This window comes from Vibrio sp. R11-SG3-ISO3-SZ, assembly GCF_059834345.1.
In genome coordinates, this window is the sequence record NZ_JCBDGX010000170.1 from 22,563 (window position 1) to 41,647 (window position 19,085).

15 protein-coding genes are annotated in these 19,085 nt (G+C 48.5%); 9 read left to right on the plus strand and 6 right to left on the minus strand.

The annotated features are described in order from the left end of the window. Nucleotides 1-8 precede the first annotated feature (8 nt). The 5 genes from AC6R1O_RS18240 to AC6R1O_RS18260 are packed head-to-tail and all read left to right on the plus strand — an operon-like array spanning nt 9 to nt 6,321. Complete coding sequence (locus tag AC6R1O_RS18240) at nt 9-2,153, plus strand: type I secretion system permease/ATPase (protein WP_500657580.1); 2,145 nt, start codon at nt 9-11, stop codon at nt 2,151-2,153. Then, complete coding sequence (locus AC6R1O_RS18245; protein WP_500657581.1) at nt 2,146-3,465, plus strand: HlyD family type I secretion periplasmic adaptor subunit; 1,320 nt, start codon at nt 2,146-2,148, stop codon at nt 3,463-3,465. Before AC6R1O_RS18240 ends, AC6R1O_RS18245 begins: the two co-directional genes overlap by 8 nt. A gap of 18 nt (nt 3,466-3,483) precedes the next feature. Then, a complete protein-coding gene (locus tag AC6R1O_RS18250) occupies nt 3,484-4,794 on the plus strand; it encodes a TolC family outer membrane protein (RefSeq protein ID WP_500631154.1) in 1,311 nt (436 codons plus the stop codon). Continuing rightward, the gene (locus tag AC6R1O_RS18255; RefSeq protein WP_500657582.1) at nt 4,791-5,405 is read left to right on the plus strand and encodes an OmpA family protein; all 615 of its coding nucleotides are present in this window, start codon (nt 4,791-4,793) and stop codon (nt 5,403-5,405) included. Before AC6R1O_RS18250 ends, AC6R1O_RS18255 begins: the two co-directional genes overlap by 4 nt. Next, on the plus strand, nt 5,395-6,321 hold the full coding sequence (locus AC6R1O_RS18260) for a PstS family phosphate ABC transporter substrate-binding protein (RefSeq protein WP_500633329.1): 927 nt from the start codon (nt 5,395-5,397) through the stop codon (nt 6,319-6,321). Before AC6R1O_RS18255 ends, AC6R1O_RS18260 begins: the two co-directional genes overlap by 11 nt. An 80-nt stretch (nt 6,322-6,401) precedes the next feature. Here AC6R1O_RS18260 and AC6R1O_RS18265 read toward each other — a convergent pair whose 3' ends face one another. Then, entirely contained in the window at nt 6,402-6,914 is a 513-nt protein-coding gene (locus tag AC6R1O_RS18265) for a glycine cleavage system transcriptional repressor (RefSeq protein ID WP_500631151.1), read from the minus strand. 192 nt (nt 6,915-7,106) lie between these two features. Next, complete coding sequence (locus AC6R1O_RS18270) at nt 7,107-7,997, minus strand: DUF3943 domain-containing protein (RefSeq protein WP_500633330.1); 891 nt, start codon at nt 7,995-7,997, stop codon at nt 7,107-7,109. Nucleotides 7,998-8,176: 179 nt separating this feature from the next. On the opposite strand from AC6R1O_RS18270, the gene AC6R1O_RS18275 reads away from it, so the two are divergent. Both AC6R1O_RS18275 and AC6R1O_RS18280 read left to right on the plus strand, forming a co-directional pair. Beyond that, nucleotides 8,177-9,418, plus strand: coding sequence for a CinA family nicotinamide mononucleotide deamidase-related protein (locus AC6R1O_RS18275; protein ID WP_500633331.1), 1,242 nt, complete (start codon nt 8,177-8,179; stop codon nt 9,416-9,418). Between the two features lie 229 nt (nt 9,419-9,647). Next, nucleotides 9,648-9,899: a hypothetical protein gene (locus AC6R1O_RS18280; RefSeq protein WP_487903140.1), complete on the plus strand. Its 252-nt coding sequence runs from the start codon at nt 9,648-9,650 to the stop codon at nt 9,897-9,899. 189 nt (nt 9,900-10,088) lie between these two features. Here the strand turns inward: AC6R1O_RS18280 and yfaE are convergent, their stop codons facing one another. The 4 genes from yfaE to ubiG all read right to left on the minus strand — a co-directional run bounded on the left by yfaE (nt 10,089) and on the right by ubiG (nt 15,030). Further along, nucleotides 10,089-10,367 (minus strand): class I ribonucleotide reductase maintenance protein YfaE, encoded by a 279-nt coding sequence (gene yfaE, locus AC6R1O_RS18285; protein ID WP_487903141.1) that lies wholly within the window; start codon nt 10,365-10,367, stop codon nt 10,089-10,091. Beyond that, nucleotides 10,367-11,500 (minus strand): class Ia ribonucleoside-diphosphate reductase subunit beta, encoded by a 1,134-nt coding sequence (gene nrdB, locus AC6R1O_RS18290; protein WP_500631148.1) that lies wholly within the window; start codon nt 11,498-11,500, stop codon nt 10,367-10,369. Before nrdB ends, yfaE begins: the two co-directional genes overlap by 1 nt. Before the next feature lie 73 nt (nt 11,501-11,573). Further along, nucleotides 11,574-13,856, minus strand: a complete 2,283-nt coding sequence (nrdA, locus tag AC6R1O_RS18295; RefSeq protein ID WP_500633332.1) for a class 1a ribonucleoside-diphosphate reductase subunit alpha — start codon at nt 13,854-13,856, stop codon at nt 11,574-11,576. A gap of 466 nt (nt 13,857-14,322) precedes the next feature. Continuing rightward, on the minus strand, nt 14,323-15,030 hold the full coding sequence (ubiG, locus tag AC6R1O_RS18300) for a bifunctional 2-polyprenyl-6-hydroxyphenol methylase/3-demethylubiquinol 3-O-methyltransferase UbiG (RefSeq protein ID WP_500633333.1): 708 nt from the start codon (nt 15,028-15,030) through the stop codon (nt 14,323-14,325). Nucleotides 15,031-15,312: 282 nt separating this feature from the next. Here ubiG and gyrA point away from each other — a divergent pair, with 282 nt between their 5' ends. Both gyrA and AC6R1O_RS18310 read left to right on the plus strand, forming a co-directional pair. After that, entirely contained in the window at nt 15,313-17,946 is a 2,634-nt protein-coding gene (gene gyrA / locus AC6R1O_RS18305) for a DNA topoisomerase (ATP-hydrolyzing) subunit A (RefSeq protein WP_487903143.1), read from the plus strand. Between the two features lie 194 nt (nt 17,947-18,140). Beyond that, the coding region (locus tag AC6R1O_RS18310) for a cache domain-containing protein (RefSeq protein ID WP_500657583.1) at nt 18,141-19,085 on the plus strand (945 nt) is incomplete at its 3' end.

Genomic DNA, 19,085 nt, shown 5'->3' on the forward strand with positions numbered 1-19,085 from the left:
AGAAGGCTATGGAACAAAACGGGGCGTTAGACCCTTGGTATGCAGCCCTTGAGTGGTGGGTAAACCACTTTGATAAACGTTGCCACAAGGATTTGTTGCTGACGGGGTTGCCGTTGTCTGAACAGGGTAGGTTGGATCATCAGCTCTTTTTCCGTGCGTTGGAACGGGCACAGCTATACGCGACGCCGTTGCCACTGTCAGAGATCACTCCACAATCCTTACCCCTCTTATTGGTGGACAAACACAGCAATCAACCTCATATCGTCACCAAGCACGATGAGCAAGGCTATCAGCTGTGGTCGGAAGATCGCGAGAAGACCATGAGCGCCGAAGAGATCAAGCGGTGCTCAGAGCCCAAGCTGTGGCGCATTGACGTTCAAGCACACTATGACGAGAGAATCGAAAGCTCGCAGCCTCGTTCCCAAGGGCATTGGCTATGGAACGTGGTCAAAGAGGTGAAGCCCTGGTATCGAGATCTGCTCGTAGCGTCTTTACTTATCAATGTGCTGGCTCTGGTTGTCCCGCTGTTCACGATGAACGTGTATGATCGAGTGGTGCCCAATCAAGCCTTTAGTACCTTGTGGGTGCTGGTGGTTGGGGTCTGTGTCGTGATTGTTTTCGACTGGTTGCTGCGCGAGGCGCGAAGCTCAGTGACGGATGTCGCTGGGCGTTATCTGGATAATAAGCTGTCTGCCATCTTGCTTGGTAAAGTATTGGGGATGAAGCTAGAAAACCGTCCGCAATCGATCGGGGCGTTTTCTCGCCAACTTCAGGATTTTGATAGTGTCCGTGATTTCTTCACATCCATTTCTCTGGTGACCTTGATTGATCTGCCTTTTACCCTGCTGTTTTTGCTTCTTATCGGCTGGCTAGGTGGCGCGATGATGTTGATTCCTGTCACTGTGATGCTGGTGCTGATCGGATTGTCGGTCGCGATGAAAGGCAAGATAGAACAAACCCAACAGGAGACGGCAGCGCTGTCGAGCCAGCGTCAAGCCCAACTGTTTGATTGCCTAAGTTCGTTGCCTGAAATCAAACAAAATAATGCACAAGGGACGATACAAAAACGCTGGGAGCAGACGGTCGCGTCCTTGTCCGACTGGCAAAATCGTTCTCGTCATTATTCCAACTTAGTGGCGCACTCAATTCAATCGAGTCAGCAAATCGTCACCATTTGCCTTATCGTGTTTGGTGTCTATCAGATTTCTGAGGGCTTGCTCAGTATGGGCGGGTTGATTGCAATTGTGATGCTCAGCGGCCGAGCGGCGGGCAGCATCAATCAACTCTCTCTTCTCATGCTGCGTTATCAGCAAACTAAGACCGCTATCGAAGGGCTTAACGCTATCATCGATTTGCCTCAAGAAGATCAAGAAAGCAGTAAATTGTCCCAAGGCCAGTTCCAAGGTGGCGTGCGTTTAGACAAGGTGAGTTACCAATACCCTCAAACTCCCACACCTTGTTTAGAGAGCGTAAGTATTGCTATTCCCGCCGGTGAGCGTGTTGGGATTATTGGCGCTGCGGGCGCGGGAAAGTCTACGTTACTTGCCATTATCGCCAAGCAGGCCAATCCAACCCAAGGACGCGTCTTTTACGATGAGATTGATAGCCAACTTTGGCCGAGTGCCTCCATTCGTCATCACACCGGCTGGGTGGGACAAAACCCACAACTGCTCTATGGCACAGTGATAGACAATATCACCTTGGGCGCGAACGAGGTCGATCAGAAAAAGTTAGCGCAGGCGATACAGCTTTCGGGACTGGGTGCCTATCTCGATCGTATGAGTAACGGGTTGGAGACCCAAGTGGGTGAAGGCGGACGTTTTTTATCCGGCGGTCAACGTCAAGCGGTGGCGTTGGCGCGTGCGTTTTATCGCAACTCAAGTTTATTGATTCTAGATGAACCGACCGCTTCCTTAGATAGCGATGCAGAGGCGCGTTTATTCCATAGTTTGCAGTCGTTGCCGCGTGACAAAACGATGTTCATTAGCTCGCACAAACACTCCTTCCTCTCCTTGTGCGACCGTATTTTGGTGGTTCATCAGGGGCAGATCGTTGCAGATGGTTCACCCGCAGAGATCTTGCATGCGCGTAAAGAGACCAACAAAAAGCGTGTTCGCTCTGTCTCAGTGGTCAAAGGAGGCAAGCATGAGTAGCACCGCGTGGAACAACGCGCATCTAGCCTATCGCTCACGTCGCTTGATTTGGTTAAGTGGTGCGCTCATTGTTGCCATCATCGTGTGGGCAACGTGGGCCAAACTGGAAGAGGTGGTGGTGGGCGAAGGAAAAGTGGTACCGAGCCTTTCTGTCCAAACGATACAAAGCCTGGAAGGGGGCTTGGTAAAACAAGTGCTCGTCACTCAAGGTGAGCGCGTTGAGCTTGGTCAGCCCATAGCGATTTTAGACGACACGCGTTTTAAAGCGAGCTTTCAAGAGTCGGCTCAACAAGCGCAATCTTTGCTGGCACAAAAGCAGCGTCTGGAAGCCGAATTGATCAGTGTTCAAGTACAAAGCTCGCAAGTTGACTGGCGTGAGCAGGTCAACGTGGTCACCGCGCCCTTTGTGTTAGAAGAGGGCAGCCATAATGCACTATTTAATGAGCGTGCGAATTACTTAGAGCGCATTGGCCAGCTCAATGCAGAGCTTGAAGAGTCGACGTTGCGCATTGAGCAGCAAGCGCAGGCCTACAACGATACCTTGAATGCCATCAAAACATTGCAAAGCAGTCTGGCCATTGTCACTCAAGAGCGCGACATGTTACGTGACGTCGTTGCTAGTGGCGCGGTCGCGGAAGTCGAACTGCTCAAGCTCAATCGTGATTTCGTCAAGCTACAAGGTGACATCGCCAGTTCACAAGTGATGGCGCAAAAGCAAAAAGCCGCTTACGCCGAAGCGATTGCCGATAGGCGAAGCACGGCGCTCGATTTTCGCGCTAAAGCGCAAGGACAACTGAATGAAGTCGCCACTAAACTGGCTCAACTGCAAGAGAGTCAACAGGCGATAGCGGATCAACTTAATCGCACGCAGCTTGTCTCGCCAGTTGATGGACGAGTCAAAGAAGTCTTTGTTCGCACTATTGGTGGTGTGGTGAGACCCGGCGAGCCGATCATGGAGTTGATACCTGAAAATAGCACCTTGATAGTTGAAGCGAGGATCTCACCGCAAGACATTGCTTTTGTGCGCAGCGGCCTTGCTGCGACCGTGAAATTCAGTGCCTACGATTTTGTCATTTATGGTGGATTAGCAGGCAAAGTCACCTATGTCAGTGCTGACGCCCTGCAAACGGAAGAGGGCAATGCCTACTACCGTGCTCACATCACGTTGGATGACAACGAAAAGGTGTCGCAATTTACCATTATTCCGGGCATGCAGGTGGCCGTGGATATCTTGACGGGGGAGAAAACCGTCCTGAGTTATTGGCTAAAACCTATTTTGAGAGCAAAAGAGAATGCTCTTCGAGAACGATAATAAACATAAGGATAGATAATGCGTTCCAAATCGTTACTGTTAGGCGTGTTGCTGTCAAGTTCAGCGCACGCCATTTCTCTGGAAGAGTCGGTGGCGTTTGCCATCGATTACAGCCCAGAGTTGTTGGCTCAGTATTCCCGCTATCAGTCTGTAGTGCGTGATGGTGATGCCGCAAGTGGATTTCAGCTTCCACAGGCCAACCTTTATGCTGCGGCCGGTTATGAGGAGACGCGCTACAACAGTGGCTCATACATTGACCCAGATGATAGAGGCTTAACGCGCACCGAAATTGGCCTAAAAATCTCTCAATTGCTGTTTGATGGTTTTAGCACCAGTTCAAATGTGGCTCGTTTGGGGTATGAGGCAGAAGCAGAGCGCCTAACGTTAATCTCAAGGGCAGAAAACGTGTCACTCGACATTGTGCGTATTTACTTGGAACTGCTGAAAGCGCAAACCCTACTTGAGCTTGCAGAGCGCAATGTCCGAGAGCACCAAGAGATCTACCAAAATGTATTGGACAAAACGCAAAAAGGGTTGAGCAGCAATTCCGATTTAGCGCAGATTTCAGCGCGTGTCGCCACGTCTCAATCCTCTCTTATCGCTTCGCAAAACAATCTCGTCGATCTTCAGACTCAGTATTTGCGCCTAGTGGGCAAAATGCCTACGGACTTGGTCGATCCTGTGTTTGATGACGCGCTGCTGCCGAGCAGTGCGGAGGTGGCGAAAACGCAGGCCATCGACAATCACCCCGAAATTAAGGCGGCGGTATTGGATTTGGATGCCGCTCGTAAAGAGGTCCGCCGAGAAAAAGGCGGTTATTACCCAGAGATCAAGCTTGAGTTACATGCCAACAAGAATGATAACGTCAGCAACGCTGAAGGGCCAGATGAAGATGCGCGCATCATGCTGACGATGGATTACGATATTTTCAATGGCTTTGCCACCGATGCGAGTGTTGAGTCTTCCGCTTGGCGCGTAGAAGAGGCTCGCGCTATTCGCTTGCGCACTGAACGTGAAGTCGAAGAGGGCACGCAACTGGCTTGGAACGCCTACGACATGTTAGAGAAACAGATGATGTTACTGCAACAAAACGTGGATGCAGTGAAAATCGCAGAGCTTGGTTATATCCAGCAGTTTAACGTGGGTCGCCGTAGTTTGTTGGATGTGTTGGATGCCAAAGTGGAAGTGTTCTTGGCGAGAAAAAATTATGTTTCAGCTAAATACGATCATACCTTAGCCGCATACCGACTGTTTAATGCGATGGGTATTCTCACTTATGCGCTTCGAGTCGAACATCCAGAAGAGTGGCAAGGGGAGGAGAAACAATGATGAAGTGGTTACCCCTTTCGCTTGTGCTGCTGACCGCTTGTGCGCAAGAGCCAAATATTGAGACGACGCGTCACCAAATTGATGATCTGACCGATGACGATCGCGATGGCGTGATCAATCAGCGTGATTTGTGTGCATTGACGCCGGAAAATGTGGCTGTCGACAGACAAGGTTGTACGCAGTGGCAAATTGAAGAAAAAGCCAACGTGATCAGTTTCTTCTTCGACATGGACAAGCACCAAGAAACACCGGAGCATCAGGCGCCTCTTGAGCAGCTTACGCAACTGCTCGATGCGCACCCCGACGCATCGGTAATATTGCTCGGTGATACCAGTCCTGAAGCGAGCTTGGCGTACAACCAGGCTCTGGCTAAGCGTCGCACCTACACCATACGTTTGATGCTTGAGCGACAAGGCATCGACCCCAACCGTATTTCAGAGCAGGAGTTCACCCAAGTGACGGCATTGACTCAGTATCTGCATGCGCGTAAACGTCGTGCCATTGCCGTCGTCATGACCGACGTCATGAGCGTAAAGCCAACGTGGACGATTTTCAGCTCCGAGCAACAATTAACACCAAAAAGCAATGCAGAGGTGAAAAATGAACAGTAAACTTTTGCCACTGATGTCGACTGCGTTGTTTATTATGCCTTGGAGTATGGTCTCTAACGCATCGGCGCAAGACTCGATCACCGCAGTGGCGGTGGACAGTCATATGGTCTCTCTCATCGGTGCATTAACGGATGGCAAGTTTGAGCAGTTGGACATTCTTAGCCGAGAAAATATTCCTGCCGCTATGCTTAGCCGAGAAGTTAGGGTCGGTGTGAGCGCTCGTCGTTGGACGGACTTAGAAGTGGCCAAATTTGAAAAGCTCACCGGGTATCGTCCGACCGAGCTTTACTTTACCGCTGATGTGGTGGCCGTATTAGCCAACGAAGAGAACCCAAACCAAGAGGTGACATTGCAACAGCTCCGTGACGTTTTTGGTTGTAACGACGATGTCCTGCCTACGCGCTGGTCAACGTGGGGCAAAGAAGCAGAAACGCCGCTGATGCTGCCTTTTGCGGTGGATGAAGGTTTAAAACTCCATCATACCTTCCACGAGTGGGTCACGTGCAAGGAAGGCACCTATGCGGCGACGCAGTTTGTCGCGGATGAAGAGGGGCTGGAAGAGGCGCTGGATGATAACGAGCAAGCGCTAGCGTATGTGACCTATTCCAAACGTTGGCAAGAGGCGAATATCTTGTCGGTCGTCGATGACCGAGGTGATCGTTACGATGTGAATAAAGAAACCATCTTGTCGGGCCGTTATCCGCTGTCGAGTGTTTATTACTTGTATCTCGATTTGCCACCGCATCGAAATTACTTTTCACCGTCAGAAAAGCAGTTTATCGAGTTGGCACTGAGCCAAGAGCATCAATCGGTGCTCAATCGCTATGGTTTTATCAGTTTACCTGAACAGGCGATTTGGCGAAATTATGTCAAGCTAGGCTTAGAGCTACCTATCGTTGAGGGTGGTTATAAGTAACCATTTCACTGACACTAACTCATGCGATCTAAAAAGCCCCAAACGGGGCTTTTCTATTAATTGAGGCGGTGACAGTCCAATTAGGACTCGACCATGACGCGCGTATCTTCACTCAGCGATTCGAGTTCGTTGGCCACATCGTCAATGCTGATCTCCTGTGGCAATCGAATTGCCATGTTGGCGGTGAACAAACTCGAGCTCACTCCGCCACCGCCCGCAATAAAGACGCGTTGGCAATCCATGTCGAGAATATTAATACCTTGACCATCCAGTACGTGAGTGATCTCATTAACGATGCCGTTGCGATCGTTAGCGTCTAAACGGATTTGATAAATCGCATCCGAGGCATGAGCCGCAGTGTCTGAGTCGACAATTTGTACCAACAACTCATCATAAGATTGGAATGCGGCTTTGACGGTGTCTACGTTCTCCACCGGGACATCGACTTTGATCACGGCTGCGACTTGATCCTCAATAAAGTTCACTTTGCTAATCAGCCATTTACCGCCGTTCTCATGGGTAATGGCCGCAAGGTTTTTGATTGTGGTTGGCGTCGCTTTACCAACAAAATTGACAATAAATGTATGAGTCATAAGTGCCTCCTGCGTTCTTGGACGAAAACATATCGTCTCATTTCAGTGTAGGATCGCGGTAAAGTTGAGGTTTGACTTAGGTCAATTTTTCAAGCTAATACATTGTTGAAATTGAGAATATTGGTACTTCTGACACAAAAAAGCGACGCATGGCGTCGCTCGATGAAGAAGTGTGAACACGAGATGTTGGGTTTAAAACGTCACTTTAAGCTCAAAGCCGTAAAAGACGGGGTCATAGGTTGCGCCTGAATTGAGGGCAAACGTCGCGGCCTCTTGGTTACCAAACCACGGATTGCTCACGTACTGCCACTCTGCGCTGCCGCCCCAGGCGTCAGTCACCCAGCCATGAATATGGCCAACGGGGTTCAAGAAAAACAGTGTTACGTCACCCATGCCTTGGGACCCGAATACTTCACCGCCATCGGAGACGATACTTTGTTCTGCTTCAAACATCATCTCACCAACCACGGCGCCAAAGAATGGGGTGATGAACAGATCTTGCCAAGAGGGCACTTCCGCAAACGCTTCCACCCCGTACTCCCAGAAAAACGCTGACATCGTAGCGGAATAGAGGAAGGACTCAAACTCATTGAATCCAGCGTGACGCGCCGCAGTGTAGTAGACACCCCCAAAATAGGGGTGCATGACGTAATTGAGAAAATGCTCGTCACGATCCCAAACTGGACCATCAGAGACGTTGTCTTTCCACTTCTTACCCAAATTACTCAGGTCACGACTCTCTTCATCCCACTTAGTGATGGACTCAGGCAGTAGAGTCATCAGACCGACAGTGGCGACGCTGAGGCCTAAAATGGTGTAGGTTTGGCCCATCAAGTAATCCCAGTTTTTCTCACTTTGCACCGTAAGATAGCGTGGGCGAGGAGGCTCAGAGAGCTCAAGCTCATTTGCGCTCAGACTTAAGGTAAAAGGATCACCGCTTTGGTATTGGTATGAGTGCGCGTAGAAGGTATGGGGCTTTGCAGGGATATAACTCAACTCTATCGGCTGAATATCATGTTGGCTTCCTGCTGCGGCATAAGACGACGCCGTTAATAATAGTGCACCCACGCTTTTTCTAAACACATGAACTCCAAAGGGTTGTTATATTGATCGCGCTCACAATTATCCCTTATAGAGGGGAGAATGCAAACCAGTAAATGTCATAAATAAGAAACTAGGTGATATTAGTAATGTCTGTCACTATAGAGCGATAACAAAAAGATAAGTTTCACGCGCTGACGCTACCAAATAAAGGAATTCATATGTTAAAAATTGCCATGTTAAGTACTGGGGAAGAAGTGCTCCACGGAGACATCGTCGACACCAATGCCGCTTGGCTGTCTGAGCAGTTCTTTACACACGGATTTTCACTAGCTAAACGTTCTACCGTTGGTGATGAAGAAAGTGCCCTAGTGGAAGAGCTGTTGATGTTGAGCTTTAACTATGACGTGGTGGTGGTTAATGGCGGCCTCGGACCAACCAGCGATGATTTAAGCGCGCACGCAGCTTCGTTGGCTGCAGATGTGGAGCTTGTGCTGTATCCCGAGTGGCTTGATAAGTTGACGGCCTTTTTTGCTGCCCGCAACATGGCAATGCCCGAAAGTAACCGCAAGCAAGCGATGTTACCTAAAGGCAGTGTCTTACTCGACAATCCTATCGGCACGGCGTGTGGGTTTAAGGTCGTGATCAATGACTGCGTGTTTTATTTTACACCGGGTGTGCCGAGTGAATTTAAGCGCATGGTCAAAGAGCAAATCTTGCCTGATTTAAAACAGCAGCACCCTCAAGTGCAGGGGTACGAATGCAGTCGACTCTATACGTTTGGCACGTCCGAATCGGCGTTGTCTGACACGCTCGATAAAGTGTCATTACCTGAGGGGTACACTCTGGGCTATCGGTCTTACCTGCCTTTTATTGAGGTCAAACTCTTTGGCCCGAAAGGAGAGCTAGAGACACGGGTTAAGCTACTGCAACTGATCTTTAATCTCATTGAACCTAGTGTGGTGTCGGTAGATGAAACCATGCAAAAGCATGTCGCGTTTTTAATCGAAGAGCGTAAATCATCGATTGCGACCGCCGAGCAATCGACGTTTGGCGCGCTATCTCAGTGGTTGCACGCTGAGCCCGAGGCAGCGCAATACTGTGGTCATGGCTGGGTGATTGGTCATGCGGTCTCGGTGGGCGAGCAAAAAGAGGATTCATTAGCGGCGGCGTTCGCCTTGGCGGGGGCGACTCGCGAGAAATGCGCGACGGATGTCGCTATTGTGACGGGCAAGGTCATAGAGGGGGTGTTCTCCCTCGCACTATCGACTCCAGAAGGTGAATGGGGGCAGACGATGAAGTTCAATCGCCAATATGGCCGTCAGGATCAAATTACGATCATTACGACCACGGCTGCAGATATGCTCAGACGCTATTTGTCAGCGAAGCCCCTGTTTGCGAAATACAGCTCGTTATCTCGTGAAAAAGAGCTGTTCGTGCCACGAAATGCGCTCGAGAGTTAGTCAATAACAGTGAGTCTGTCAAATGACTCACTGTGTCACTTCTCCTTATCTTTATGAAAAGTAAGTTTATTTTTTACTCCCTCAGAATTAAACCTTTTAGAAGAAATCGTTCTAATGGTTAAACGGATGATTTTCAATAGAAGCGCTGTTTGTCTTACTTTTGCAACGTGCATTTAACAAAATTGATCGTAAACTGGAAATTCGGCAGGGTGTTGCAAAGGAGAGTGACATGTTTAATCAATCGAAGATCCTTATCTGGTATCAAGTGGCGAGCCAGAAAGTATTTCTTGGTGAAGCGCTCAGTGATGAGCATCACGATGTGATTTCTATGTGGCTCAACGCCCCAGAAGAGCTCACACCTAGAGAGAGTTTGGGCTATCGACTTTCACTGTTTGATGATGACGGAAGACAGATTGGTGACAAACCCGTCTCCATGATGACCGCCGATGAGTTTTTGTCCGGTATTCGTCTTCAGATGTAACCTCAATCTCGATAGCTCTCTGGGTTGCTCTGGTCTTTTCAGTGATTCAGTTTCGGCTGTTGAAGATTGGATATGAAGTGTCAAAATTGATAACAGCAGTAAAGAGTAAGGCCAGCATGACGCTGGCCTTAATGTTGTTGGGAATAGGATGGTGCTTGATGTCAATCGGTATGCGCTCACCAATCGCTGTTAAGCGCGTTTTTCCTTAAGGCGATAATTGACGTCAGCCACTTCCACATCCGACTTTGCTCTGCATATACAAGGCAAAATTTCATCACCCTGTGTATAAGCCATCGCAAAACCAACGTATTCCACCTCGCCTGAGACCAAGGTACAGCGGCACGCTCCACAGTGTCCATCTCGACAGTTATATTCAGGTTCCAGTCCGGCCTGTTCCATCGTCTCCAATATCGTGTTGGACGAATTGGATTGGATGGTGGTAATCGCGTTGATTTTGATACTGGGCATTACAGTTCGAAGTCCTTGAAGTCATCAGCACGTACGTCGCTGTCAATCTGACCGACAAGGTACGATGAGATCTCCGCTTCTTGCGGTGCGACTTGGACATTATCTGATGATAACCAAGCGTTGATCCAAGGGATCGGGTTCGATGTCGCATTTGGATAAGCGGCGCTCAGTCCGACAGCTTGCATACGAATGTTAGTAATGTACTCAACGTATTGGCAGAGGATGTCTTTGTTCAAGCCGATCATAGAACCGTCTTTAAACAGGTACTCAGCCCACTCTTTCTCTTGTTCCGCCGCGGCTTTAAACAGGTCGAAGCACTCTTGCTTACACTCTTCTGCGATCTGCATAAATGAGAAGTCATCTTGACCATTGCGAAGCAAGTTGATCATATGTTGGGTGCCAGTCAAATGGAGCGCTTCATCACGAGCAATCAACTTAATGATTTTCGCGTTACCTTCCATCAGTTCACGTTCTGCAAATGCAAAAGAACAAGCAAAGCTCACGTAGAAGCGAATGGCTTCCAATGCGTTTACAGACATCAAGCAGAGGTAAAGTTGCTTCTTCAAATTGTGTAGAGAAACCGTGACTTCTTCGCCTTTGATCTGATAAGTGCCTTCACCAAAACGGTGATAGTCGTTGGTCATCTGAATCAAATCATCGTAGTAGCGTGAGATGTCGTCCGCACGCTTCAAGATGTGCTCGTTTTCAACGATGTCATCAAACACGAGGCCTGGATCATTCACAATGTTACGAATGATGTGCGTGTAAGAGCGTGAGTGAATCGTTTCAGAGAACGACCAAGTCTCGATCCACGTTTCGACTTCTGGCAAAGAGACCAAAGGCAACAGCGCGACGTTAGGGCTGCGACCTTGGATCGAGTCAAGTAGCGTTTGGTATTTCAGGTTGGAGATGAAAATGTGTTTTTCATGTTCTGGCAGTTTGTTGTAGTCGATGCGGTCACTCGACACGTCGACTTCTTCTGGACGCCAAAAGAAAGAAAGCTGTTTTTCGATCAGTTTTTCAAATATCTCAAATTTCTGTTGGTCGTAGCGAGCGACGTTGACAGATTGGCCCAAGAACATAGGCTCTTTGAGTTGATCATTTTTAGTTCGGTTAAAAGTACTGTAAGCCATGATGCCTCAATTCCTTTTATGCCCCGAGACTCGGGGCATTAATTTGGTTAAACGTTGCAAATCCTAGTAAGCGTTAGATCTTACAACCGCCGCCTGCACAATCGTCGTCTTGCGGCTGAACGGCGTCTTTTTGGTCGTCGCTCGCGCCATCACGCGTGTTGTGGTAGTACAGGGTTTTAACGCCGTATTTGTACGCAGTCAGAAGGTCTTGCAGCAGTTTCTTCATTGGCACTTTGCCACTTTCAAAACGGCTTGGGTCATAGTTAGTGTTCGCGGAAATCGCTTGGTCAACGAATTTCTGCATGATGCCCACTAGGTGCAAGTAACCGTCGTTTGAACCAATATTCCAAAGCAGTTCGTAGTTGTTCTTAAGCGCAGTAAAGTCAGGCACCACTTGTTTCAAGATGCCGTCTTTTGAGGCTTTAACAGAGACATAACCACGCGGTGGCTCAATACCGTTGGTGGCGTTAGAGATCTGAGATGAGGTCTCAGAAGGCATCAACGCGGTTAATGTTGAGTTGCGCAGACCGTGTGTCATGATCTCTTCACGTAGGCCATCCCAGTCGTAGTGCAGAGGTTCATCACACACTAAGTCCACGTCTTTCTTGTACGTATCGATAGGCATGAGGCCTTTCGCGTAGTTGGTCTCGTGGAACGATGGGCATTTGCCTTGTTCTTTCGCCAGTGCAACGGACGCCTTAAGTAGATAGTACTGCATCGCTTCAAAAGTGCGGTGCGTCAGTCCGTTGGCGCTGCCATCCGAGTATTTCACGCCATTTTTCGCGAGGTAGTAAGCGTAGTTAATGACGCCCACACCGAGTGTACGGCGGTTCATGGTGGACTTATACGCCGCTGGTAATGGGTAGTCTTGGTAATCAAGCAGTGCATCAAGTGCACGTACGACCAAGTCAGACAACTCTTCGAAGTCATCCAGTGACTGGATAGCACCCAAGTTGAAAGCAGAAAGCGTGCAGAGCGCGATTTCGCCAGAATCATCTTCAACATTGCTCAGTGGCTTGGTCGGCAAGGCGATTTCAAGACACAGATTCGATTGGCGAACCGGCGCAACGCTGGCGTCAAAAGGACTGTGCGTATTACAGTGGTCGACGTTCTGAATGTAAATACGTCCTGTGGATGCGCGCTCTTGCATCAAGATAGAGAACATATCGATGGCTTTCACCGTTTCCTTCTTAATCGATGGATCGTTTTCGTACTTAACGTACAAACGTTCGAACTCATCCTGATCTTCGAAGAATGCATCGTACAACCCAGGGACATCAGAAGGAGAAAATAGGGTGATGTTGCCACCTTGAACCAAGCGTTGGTACATCAAGCGGTTAAGCTGAACGCCATAGTCCATGTGACGAACACGGTTCTCTTCGACACCGCGGTTGTTCTTTAGCACCATCAATGTCTGAGATTCGCGGTGCCAAATAGGGTAGAAGACGGTTGCTGCGCCGCCACGAACGCCACCCTGAGAACAGCATTTGACGGCGGTTTGGAAGTATTTGTAGAACGGGATACAGCCAGTGTGGAACGCTTCACCGCCGCGGATCTCTGAACCCAGAGCACGGATTCGACCTGCATTGATACCAATACCGGCGCGTTGTGATACGTAACGCACGATGGAGCTTGCGGTCGCGTTGATCGAATCAAGGCTGTCGCCACACTCAATCAGTACGCATGAACTAAATTGACGCGTTGGGGTACGTACACCCGACATGATTGGCGTAGGCAGAGAAATCTTAAATGTCGACGTCGCATCGTAGAATCGCTTGATGTAGTCAAGGCGCGTCTCTTTCGGGTAGTTTGCGAACAAACACGCTGCCACAAGGATGTACAAGAATTGAGCGCTCTCGTAAATTTCCCCTGTCACACGGTTTTGAACGAAATACTTACCTTCCAGCTGTTTCACAGCGGCATAAGAGAAGTCGAGATCGCGGCGGTGGTCGATGTAAGCATCAAGCTCATCTAGCTCAGACTTAGTGTAGTCCTCTAGGATGTGCTGGTCGTATTTACCCATATCGACAAGACGCGCAACGTGGCTGTACAGCGTTGGTGGCTCATATTGACCGTACGCTTTCTTACGCAGATGGAAGACGGCTAAGCGAGCGGCGAGGTATTGATAATCTGGCGTCTCTTCTGAGATAAGATCAGCGGCTGACTTGATGATGGTCTCATGGATATCAGAAGTGGTGATGCCATCGTAGAACTGGATGTGAGCGCGAAGTTCTACCTGCGACACAGAGACATTATCAAGGCCTTCTGCTGCCCAGGTAATCACTCTGTGGATCTTGTCCAGATCAATGTTTTCTTTGCTGCCATTACGTTTAGTAACGGTGAGTTGTTGGTTCATTCTGCTTCATTTCCCTAACAAAACTGATTAAAGCCGTGTTTATATGTAATTCTTGTAAAATTGATTCCAGCTTTGTGATCAAAATCATTCTATACATTGTAGTACAAACACAATATATAGGGGTGCATCGATGTGCGGGTTACAAGATAGAGCTATCGAAGACGGTTTTCAAGTTACAGTTTTGGGATGACTTGTGGATAACTGACAAAAATAGAAAAAACAGTAAGTGACTACTAACCGATGAGGAAAGGGCAAACAAGATTGTACAAAATTACCGTTTTGGAATCGGTTTAGAAGTAACCATAAACAAAAAAAAATTCCTTGATCTTTGCTAATTTTTTTTCTGCGTTTTTTGATGTGTTTAAAATGGAATCACGTGCACAAAAATCGACCTAAAAAGGCGGTGGACTTGTGTTACCGCCTAGGAGATGACCACTAGATGTTGTGCGCTGACGGGGTTCATCGATCAACGTTTTTGGGTGTGGACGATGTAGTTCACGTCGACATTAGTGCCTAATCGATAGCGATCAGTGAGCGGATTGTAGTGCAGCCCGGTAATGCCGAGTTCAGTAAGATCCGTTTGATCAATCATCTTGATAAGCTCAGATGGGCGAATAAATTTCTCATGCTCGTGGGTGCCTTCCGGCACGATTTTGAGGAGCTTCTCCGCACCGACAATCGCAAAAAGATAAGACTTGATATTGCGGTTAAGTGTCGAGAAGAAGACGTGACCACCTGGCTTGACAAGGCGAGCACAAGATTGCACAACGGAAAGCGGATCAGGAACGTGCTCAAGCATTTCCATACACGTCACAACGTCGTAACTTTGGGCATGGGTTTGCGCATGGTCTTCAATGGTACTCTGAATGTAGGTTAACTGAGTGCCGGTTTCCAAGGCGTGCAAGCGAGCGACTTCAAGGGGCTCTTTGCCCATATCGAGACCGGTTACTTCCGCGCCTTCTTTCGCCATGCTCTCAGCTAAGATGCCGCCGCCACAACCGACATCCAACACACGCTTGCCAAACAGCCCACTGGCCATGTCGAGCACATATTGTAGGCGTAGGGGATTGATTTGATGAAGGGGCTTAAACTCGCCTTCTAAATCCCACCAACGTGATGCCATATCTTCGAATTTCTTTATCTCTTTTGGATCGACGTTTTGTGATTGGCTCATAGTCATCTCTGTATCCATACCTAGGTTATTGGGCGACATTATACTCAATCATCTCCTTGGCACCATGAAAGGGCGCACTTTTCTGTATGGCTGGCTAAAAAGTAGTCATTAATCAGCAAGATAATTCATGAGTGTGCAATTTCTCAGCGTTTGATTCACAACCAAGCTCACAACCTGATAAAACGAGAGGGAAAGTAATGCCGAACTATTGATTTGTGTGTTATATTTTTGCACCTTAAACGTATTGTACATACGATCTATAAATAGAGGGATAATGGCTCTATGAGCGATCTAGCTAAAGAGATCACGCCCGTAAACATTGAAGATGAGCTGCGAGGTTCCTACCTAGACTATGCGATGTCAGTCATCGTTGGTCGTGCTCTTCCAGATGTGCGTGATGGCCTAAAGCCTGTACACCGCCGCGTGTTATTCGCGATGAACGTACTAGGTAATGATTGGAATAAACCATACAAAAAATCTGCCCGTGTTGTTGGCGACGTTATCGGTAAATATCACCCTCATGGTGACAGTGCTGTGTACGATACTATCGTACGTATGGCTCAGCCGTTTTCATTGCGCTACATGCTTGTTGATGGCCAAGGTAACTTTGGTTCTATCGATGGTGACTCCGCAGCAGCAATGCGTTACACCGAAGTGCGTATGGCAAAAATTGCCCACGAACTTCTCGCTGACCTAGACAAAGAAACCGTAGATTACGTGCCAAACTACGATGGCACAGAGCAAATCCCTGCGGTACTGCCGACAAAAATTCCTAACCTACTGGTGAACGGTGCCTCTGGTATCGCGGTAGGTATGGCCACCAATATTCCGCCTCACAACCTAGGTGAAGTGATTGATGGCTGTCTGGCTTACATCAATAATGAAGAAATCACGATTGATGAGCTTATGGACTACATACCGGGTCCTGATTTCCCGACTGCGGCGCTCATCAGTGGCCGCAAAGGCATTGTAGACGCGTACAAAACCGGTCGCGGTAAGATCTACATGCGTTCTAAAGCGGAAATCGAAGTAGAGAAGAATGGCAAAGAGACCATTATTGTCACTGAAATTCCTTATCAAGTGAACAAAGCTCGTCTGATCGAAAAGATTGCTGAGCTGGTTAAAGATAAGAAAGTGGAAGGCATCAGTGCACTGCGTGACGAGTCTGATAAAGACGGCATGCGCATTGTGATTGAATGTAAGCGCGATGCAGTAGGCGAAGTGGTGCTCAACAACCTCTACGCACAGACTCAGCTGCAAACGACTTTCGGTATCAACATGGTGGCTCTAAATAACGGCCAGCCACAGCTATTCAACCTAAAAGACATGTTGAAGTGCTTCGTTGACCACCGTCGTGAAGTGGTCACTCGTCGTACTATCTTCGAACTACGCAAAGCACGTGAACGTGCGCATATCCTTGAAGCGCTATCCCTTGCGCTTGCAAACATCGATGAAGTTATTGAGCTGATCAAAAACGCACCAACACCAGCAGAAGCGAAAGTGGGCTTGGTATCGCGTGGTTGGGATTTGGGTAACGTTGCATCAATGCTTGAGCGTGCTGGTACTGATGCCGCACGTCCAGAATGGCTAGAAGATCAATACGGTATCCGTGATGGTCTGTACTACCTAACAGAAACTCAAGCGCAAGCCATTCTAGAACTTCGTTTACACCGTCTAACCGGTCTAGAGCACGAGAAGATTCTTGATGAGTACAAAGCACTTCTAGATGAAATCGCGGAGCTTATGCACATCCTGGCTAGCACTGAGCGCTTGATGGAAGTCATCCGTGAAGAGTTAGAAGCGGTACGTGATGGTTACGGCGATCCTCGTCGTACAGAAATCACAGCGGCTACCCATGACATCGACATGGAAGAGCTGATTGCTCGTGAAGACGTAGTGGTAACCCTGTCTCACGAAGGCTATGTGAAGTATCAGCTACTGAGTGATTACGAATCTCAGCGTCGTGGTGGTAAAGGTAAGAGCGCCACCAAGATGAAGGAAGAAGACTTTATTGAGCGTCTGCTTGTCGCCAATACGCATGACAATATTCTCTGCTTCTCGACTCGCGGTAAGACCTACCGTTTGAAGGTGTACCAATTGCCTCAAGCGACACGCACAGCACGTGGTAAGCCAATCGTTAATATTCTGCCTCTTGAAGAGGGAGAGCGTATTACCGCTATTTTGCCAGTTGATGAGTTCTCGGCAGACAAATACATCTTCATGGCGACAGGCGATGGTACAGTGAAGAAAACGTCACTGGATCAATTTGCCAATGTTCGTTCAAATGGTCTGATTGCAGTGAACTTGCGTGATGACGATTCACTGATTGGTGTGGATATCACTACCGGCGAAAGCGACATTATGCTGTTCTCTAAAGCGGGCAAAGTGGTGCGCTTTAGTGAAGATAAAGTCCGTGCGATGGGCCGGACCGCAGCAGGTGTGCGCGGTATGAAGCTAGCGGATGATGACCAAGTGGTGTCACTGATCGTTCCTGCGAACGAAGGCGATATCCTCACTGTGACGCAAAACGGCTACGGTAAGCGTACTGAATTGGCGGAATACCCAATTAAAGGTCGCGCGACCCAAGGTGTTGTCTCTATCAAAGTCTCTGAACGTAACGGCCCAGTCGTTGGCGCTGTTCAAGTAGAAGAAGGCGATGAGATGATGATGATCACCGATGCCGGTACACTGGTACGTACTCGTGTGGCGGAAGTGAGCCAAGTCGGTCGTAACACACAAGGTGTGACTCTGATCCGCACCGCTGAAGATGAATCGGTCGTTGGATTACAACGTATCGATGAAATCGAACAAGCAGACATCATCGATGGCGAAGATGCTGAGCAAGATGAGTCAGCACAAGTGAGCGCGCCAACTGACGCACCGGATGTGAATGACGGTGATGACGAGCAAGTGTAATCTTACTCTGTTACGTTGATAGAGAAAGCCGAGGTTAACCCCTCGGCTTTTTTGATCGATTAAAAAATGACGTCAAAAATATATCGTTATAACAATAGTTTAGCTAATTGATGAGCGAAATTTAATTCACGTGCATAGGTGCTATTTTGCCTATAGAATGCGCGCGATGTTTATTTACTCACTCAATGCGAACCATGAAGTTATCACTCAAACAAAAACTCATTATTGCTAGTTTGTCGGCCGTTGTTTTGATGGCCAGCGTCTTGACTTGGCTGTCTGCCCAGCAACTTGCCAATCAAACTCATCAAGGTGTACAAGACCGTGCAGAAAGTATCGCCAATGCGGCGACCTCCGGTATTGCCGACTGGATAGCGATCCGTAAGGATATTGCGTCTGCCTTCAATCAATACGTGGGCGAAGAGAATGTTGTGCCTTATCTGCAACAAGCACGCAATGCTGGTGGCTTCGACGACATTTTCTACGGCACACCGAAGGGAGAGATGTTCCGCTCTCACCCTGACCGCAATCGTGCCGACTACGATCCGCGAGTCAGACCTTGGTATATTGATGCCAAGAATGCAGGACGCCAGATGATCACCACGGCTTACCAAGATGCAATCACTAATGCGTTGCTCGTGACGATCGCTCAACCGATTACGCAGGGTACGCAGCTACGTGGTGTGGTTGGGGCCGATGTGCTGATTGATCAGCTGATTAACGACGTCATCAACCTCAATGTAGGCAAAAATGCGCACGCGATGTTGATTGATACACAAGATGGTAACTTCCTCGCTCATCCTGATAAAAACTTGCTGCTCAAACCGGTCAGTCAGTTGTTCGACCGATTATCTTTGCGAGACATCAAACAAGCAGCAGACAACGGATCGATACATCGTTTACATCAAGGCAATCAAGAGAAGCTGTACTATTTCAAATCCGTTGCCCACACCCCTTGGATTTTTGCCATTGAGATGGATGTGACGACTGAAGAAGCGGCGCTCAATCAGTTGATGATCAAGCTGGTGGTGACGTCACTGGTGATCACGGCAGTGGTCATCGCACTGGTCTCTTGGTTGGTGAGCTTCTTATTTCGCGACTTAGTGCGCGTGTCGACCGCCTTGGAAGCCATTGCGTCAGGC

Coding starts and splice junctions, on each gene's coding strand:
- AC6R1O_RS18240 (WP_500657580.1), top strand. CDS start 9: ATGGAACAAAACGGGGCGTTAGACCCTTGGTATGCAGCCCTTGAGTGG.
- AC6R1O_RS18245 (WP_500657581.1), top strand. CDS start 2,146: ATGAGTAGCACCGCGTGGAACAACGCGCATCTAGCCTATCGCTCACGT.
- AC6R1O_RS18250 (WP_500631154.1), top strand. CDS start 3,484: ATGCGTTCCAAATCGTTACTGTTAGGCGTGTTGCTGTCAAGTTCAGCG.
- AC6R1O_RS18255 (WP_500657582.1), top strand. CDS start 4,791: ATGATGAAGTGGTTACCCCTTTCGCTTGTGCTGCTGACCGCTTGTGCG.
- AC6R1O_RS18260 (WP_500633329.1), top strand. CDS start 5,395: ATGAACAGTAAACTTTTGCCACTGATGTCGACTGCGTTGTTTATTATG.
- AC6R1O_RS18265 (WP_500631151.1), bottom strand. CDS start 6,914: ATGACTCATACATTTATTGTCAATTTTGTTGGTAAAGCGACGCCAACC.
- AC6R1O_RS18275 (WP_500633331.1), top strand. CDS start 8,177: ATGTTAAAAATTGCCATGTTAAGTACTGGGGAAGAAGTGCTCCACGGA.
- AC6R1O_RS18280 (WP_487903140.1), top strand. CDS start 9,648: ATGTTTAATCAATCGAAGATCCTTATCTGGTATCAAGTGGCGAGCCAG.
- yfaE (WP_487903141.1), bottom strand. CDS start 10,367: ATGCCCAGTATCAAAATCAACGCGATTACCACCATCCAATCCAATTCG.
- nrdB (WP_500631148.1), bottom strand. CDS start 11,500: ATGGCTTACAGTACTTTTAACCGAACTAAAAATGATCAACTCAAAGAG.
- nrdA (WP_500633332.1), bottom strand. CDS start 13,856: ATGAACCAACAACTCACCGTTACTAAACGTAATGGCAGCAAAGAAAAC.
- ubiG (WP_500633333.1), bottom strand. CDS start 15,030: ATGAGCCAATCACAAAACGTCGATCCAAAAGAGATAAAGAAATTCGAA.
- gyrA (WP_487903143.1), top strand. CDS start 15,313: ATGAGCGATCTAGCTAAAGAGATCACGCCCGTAAACATTGAAGATGAG.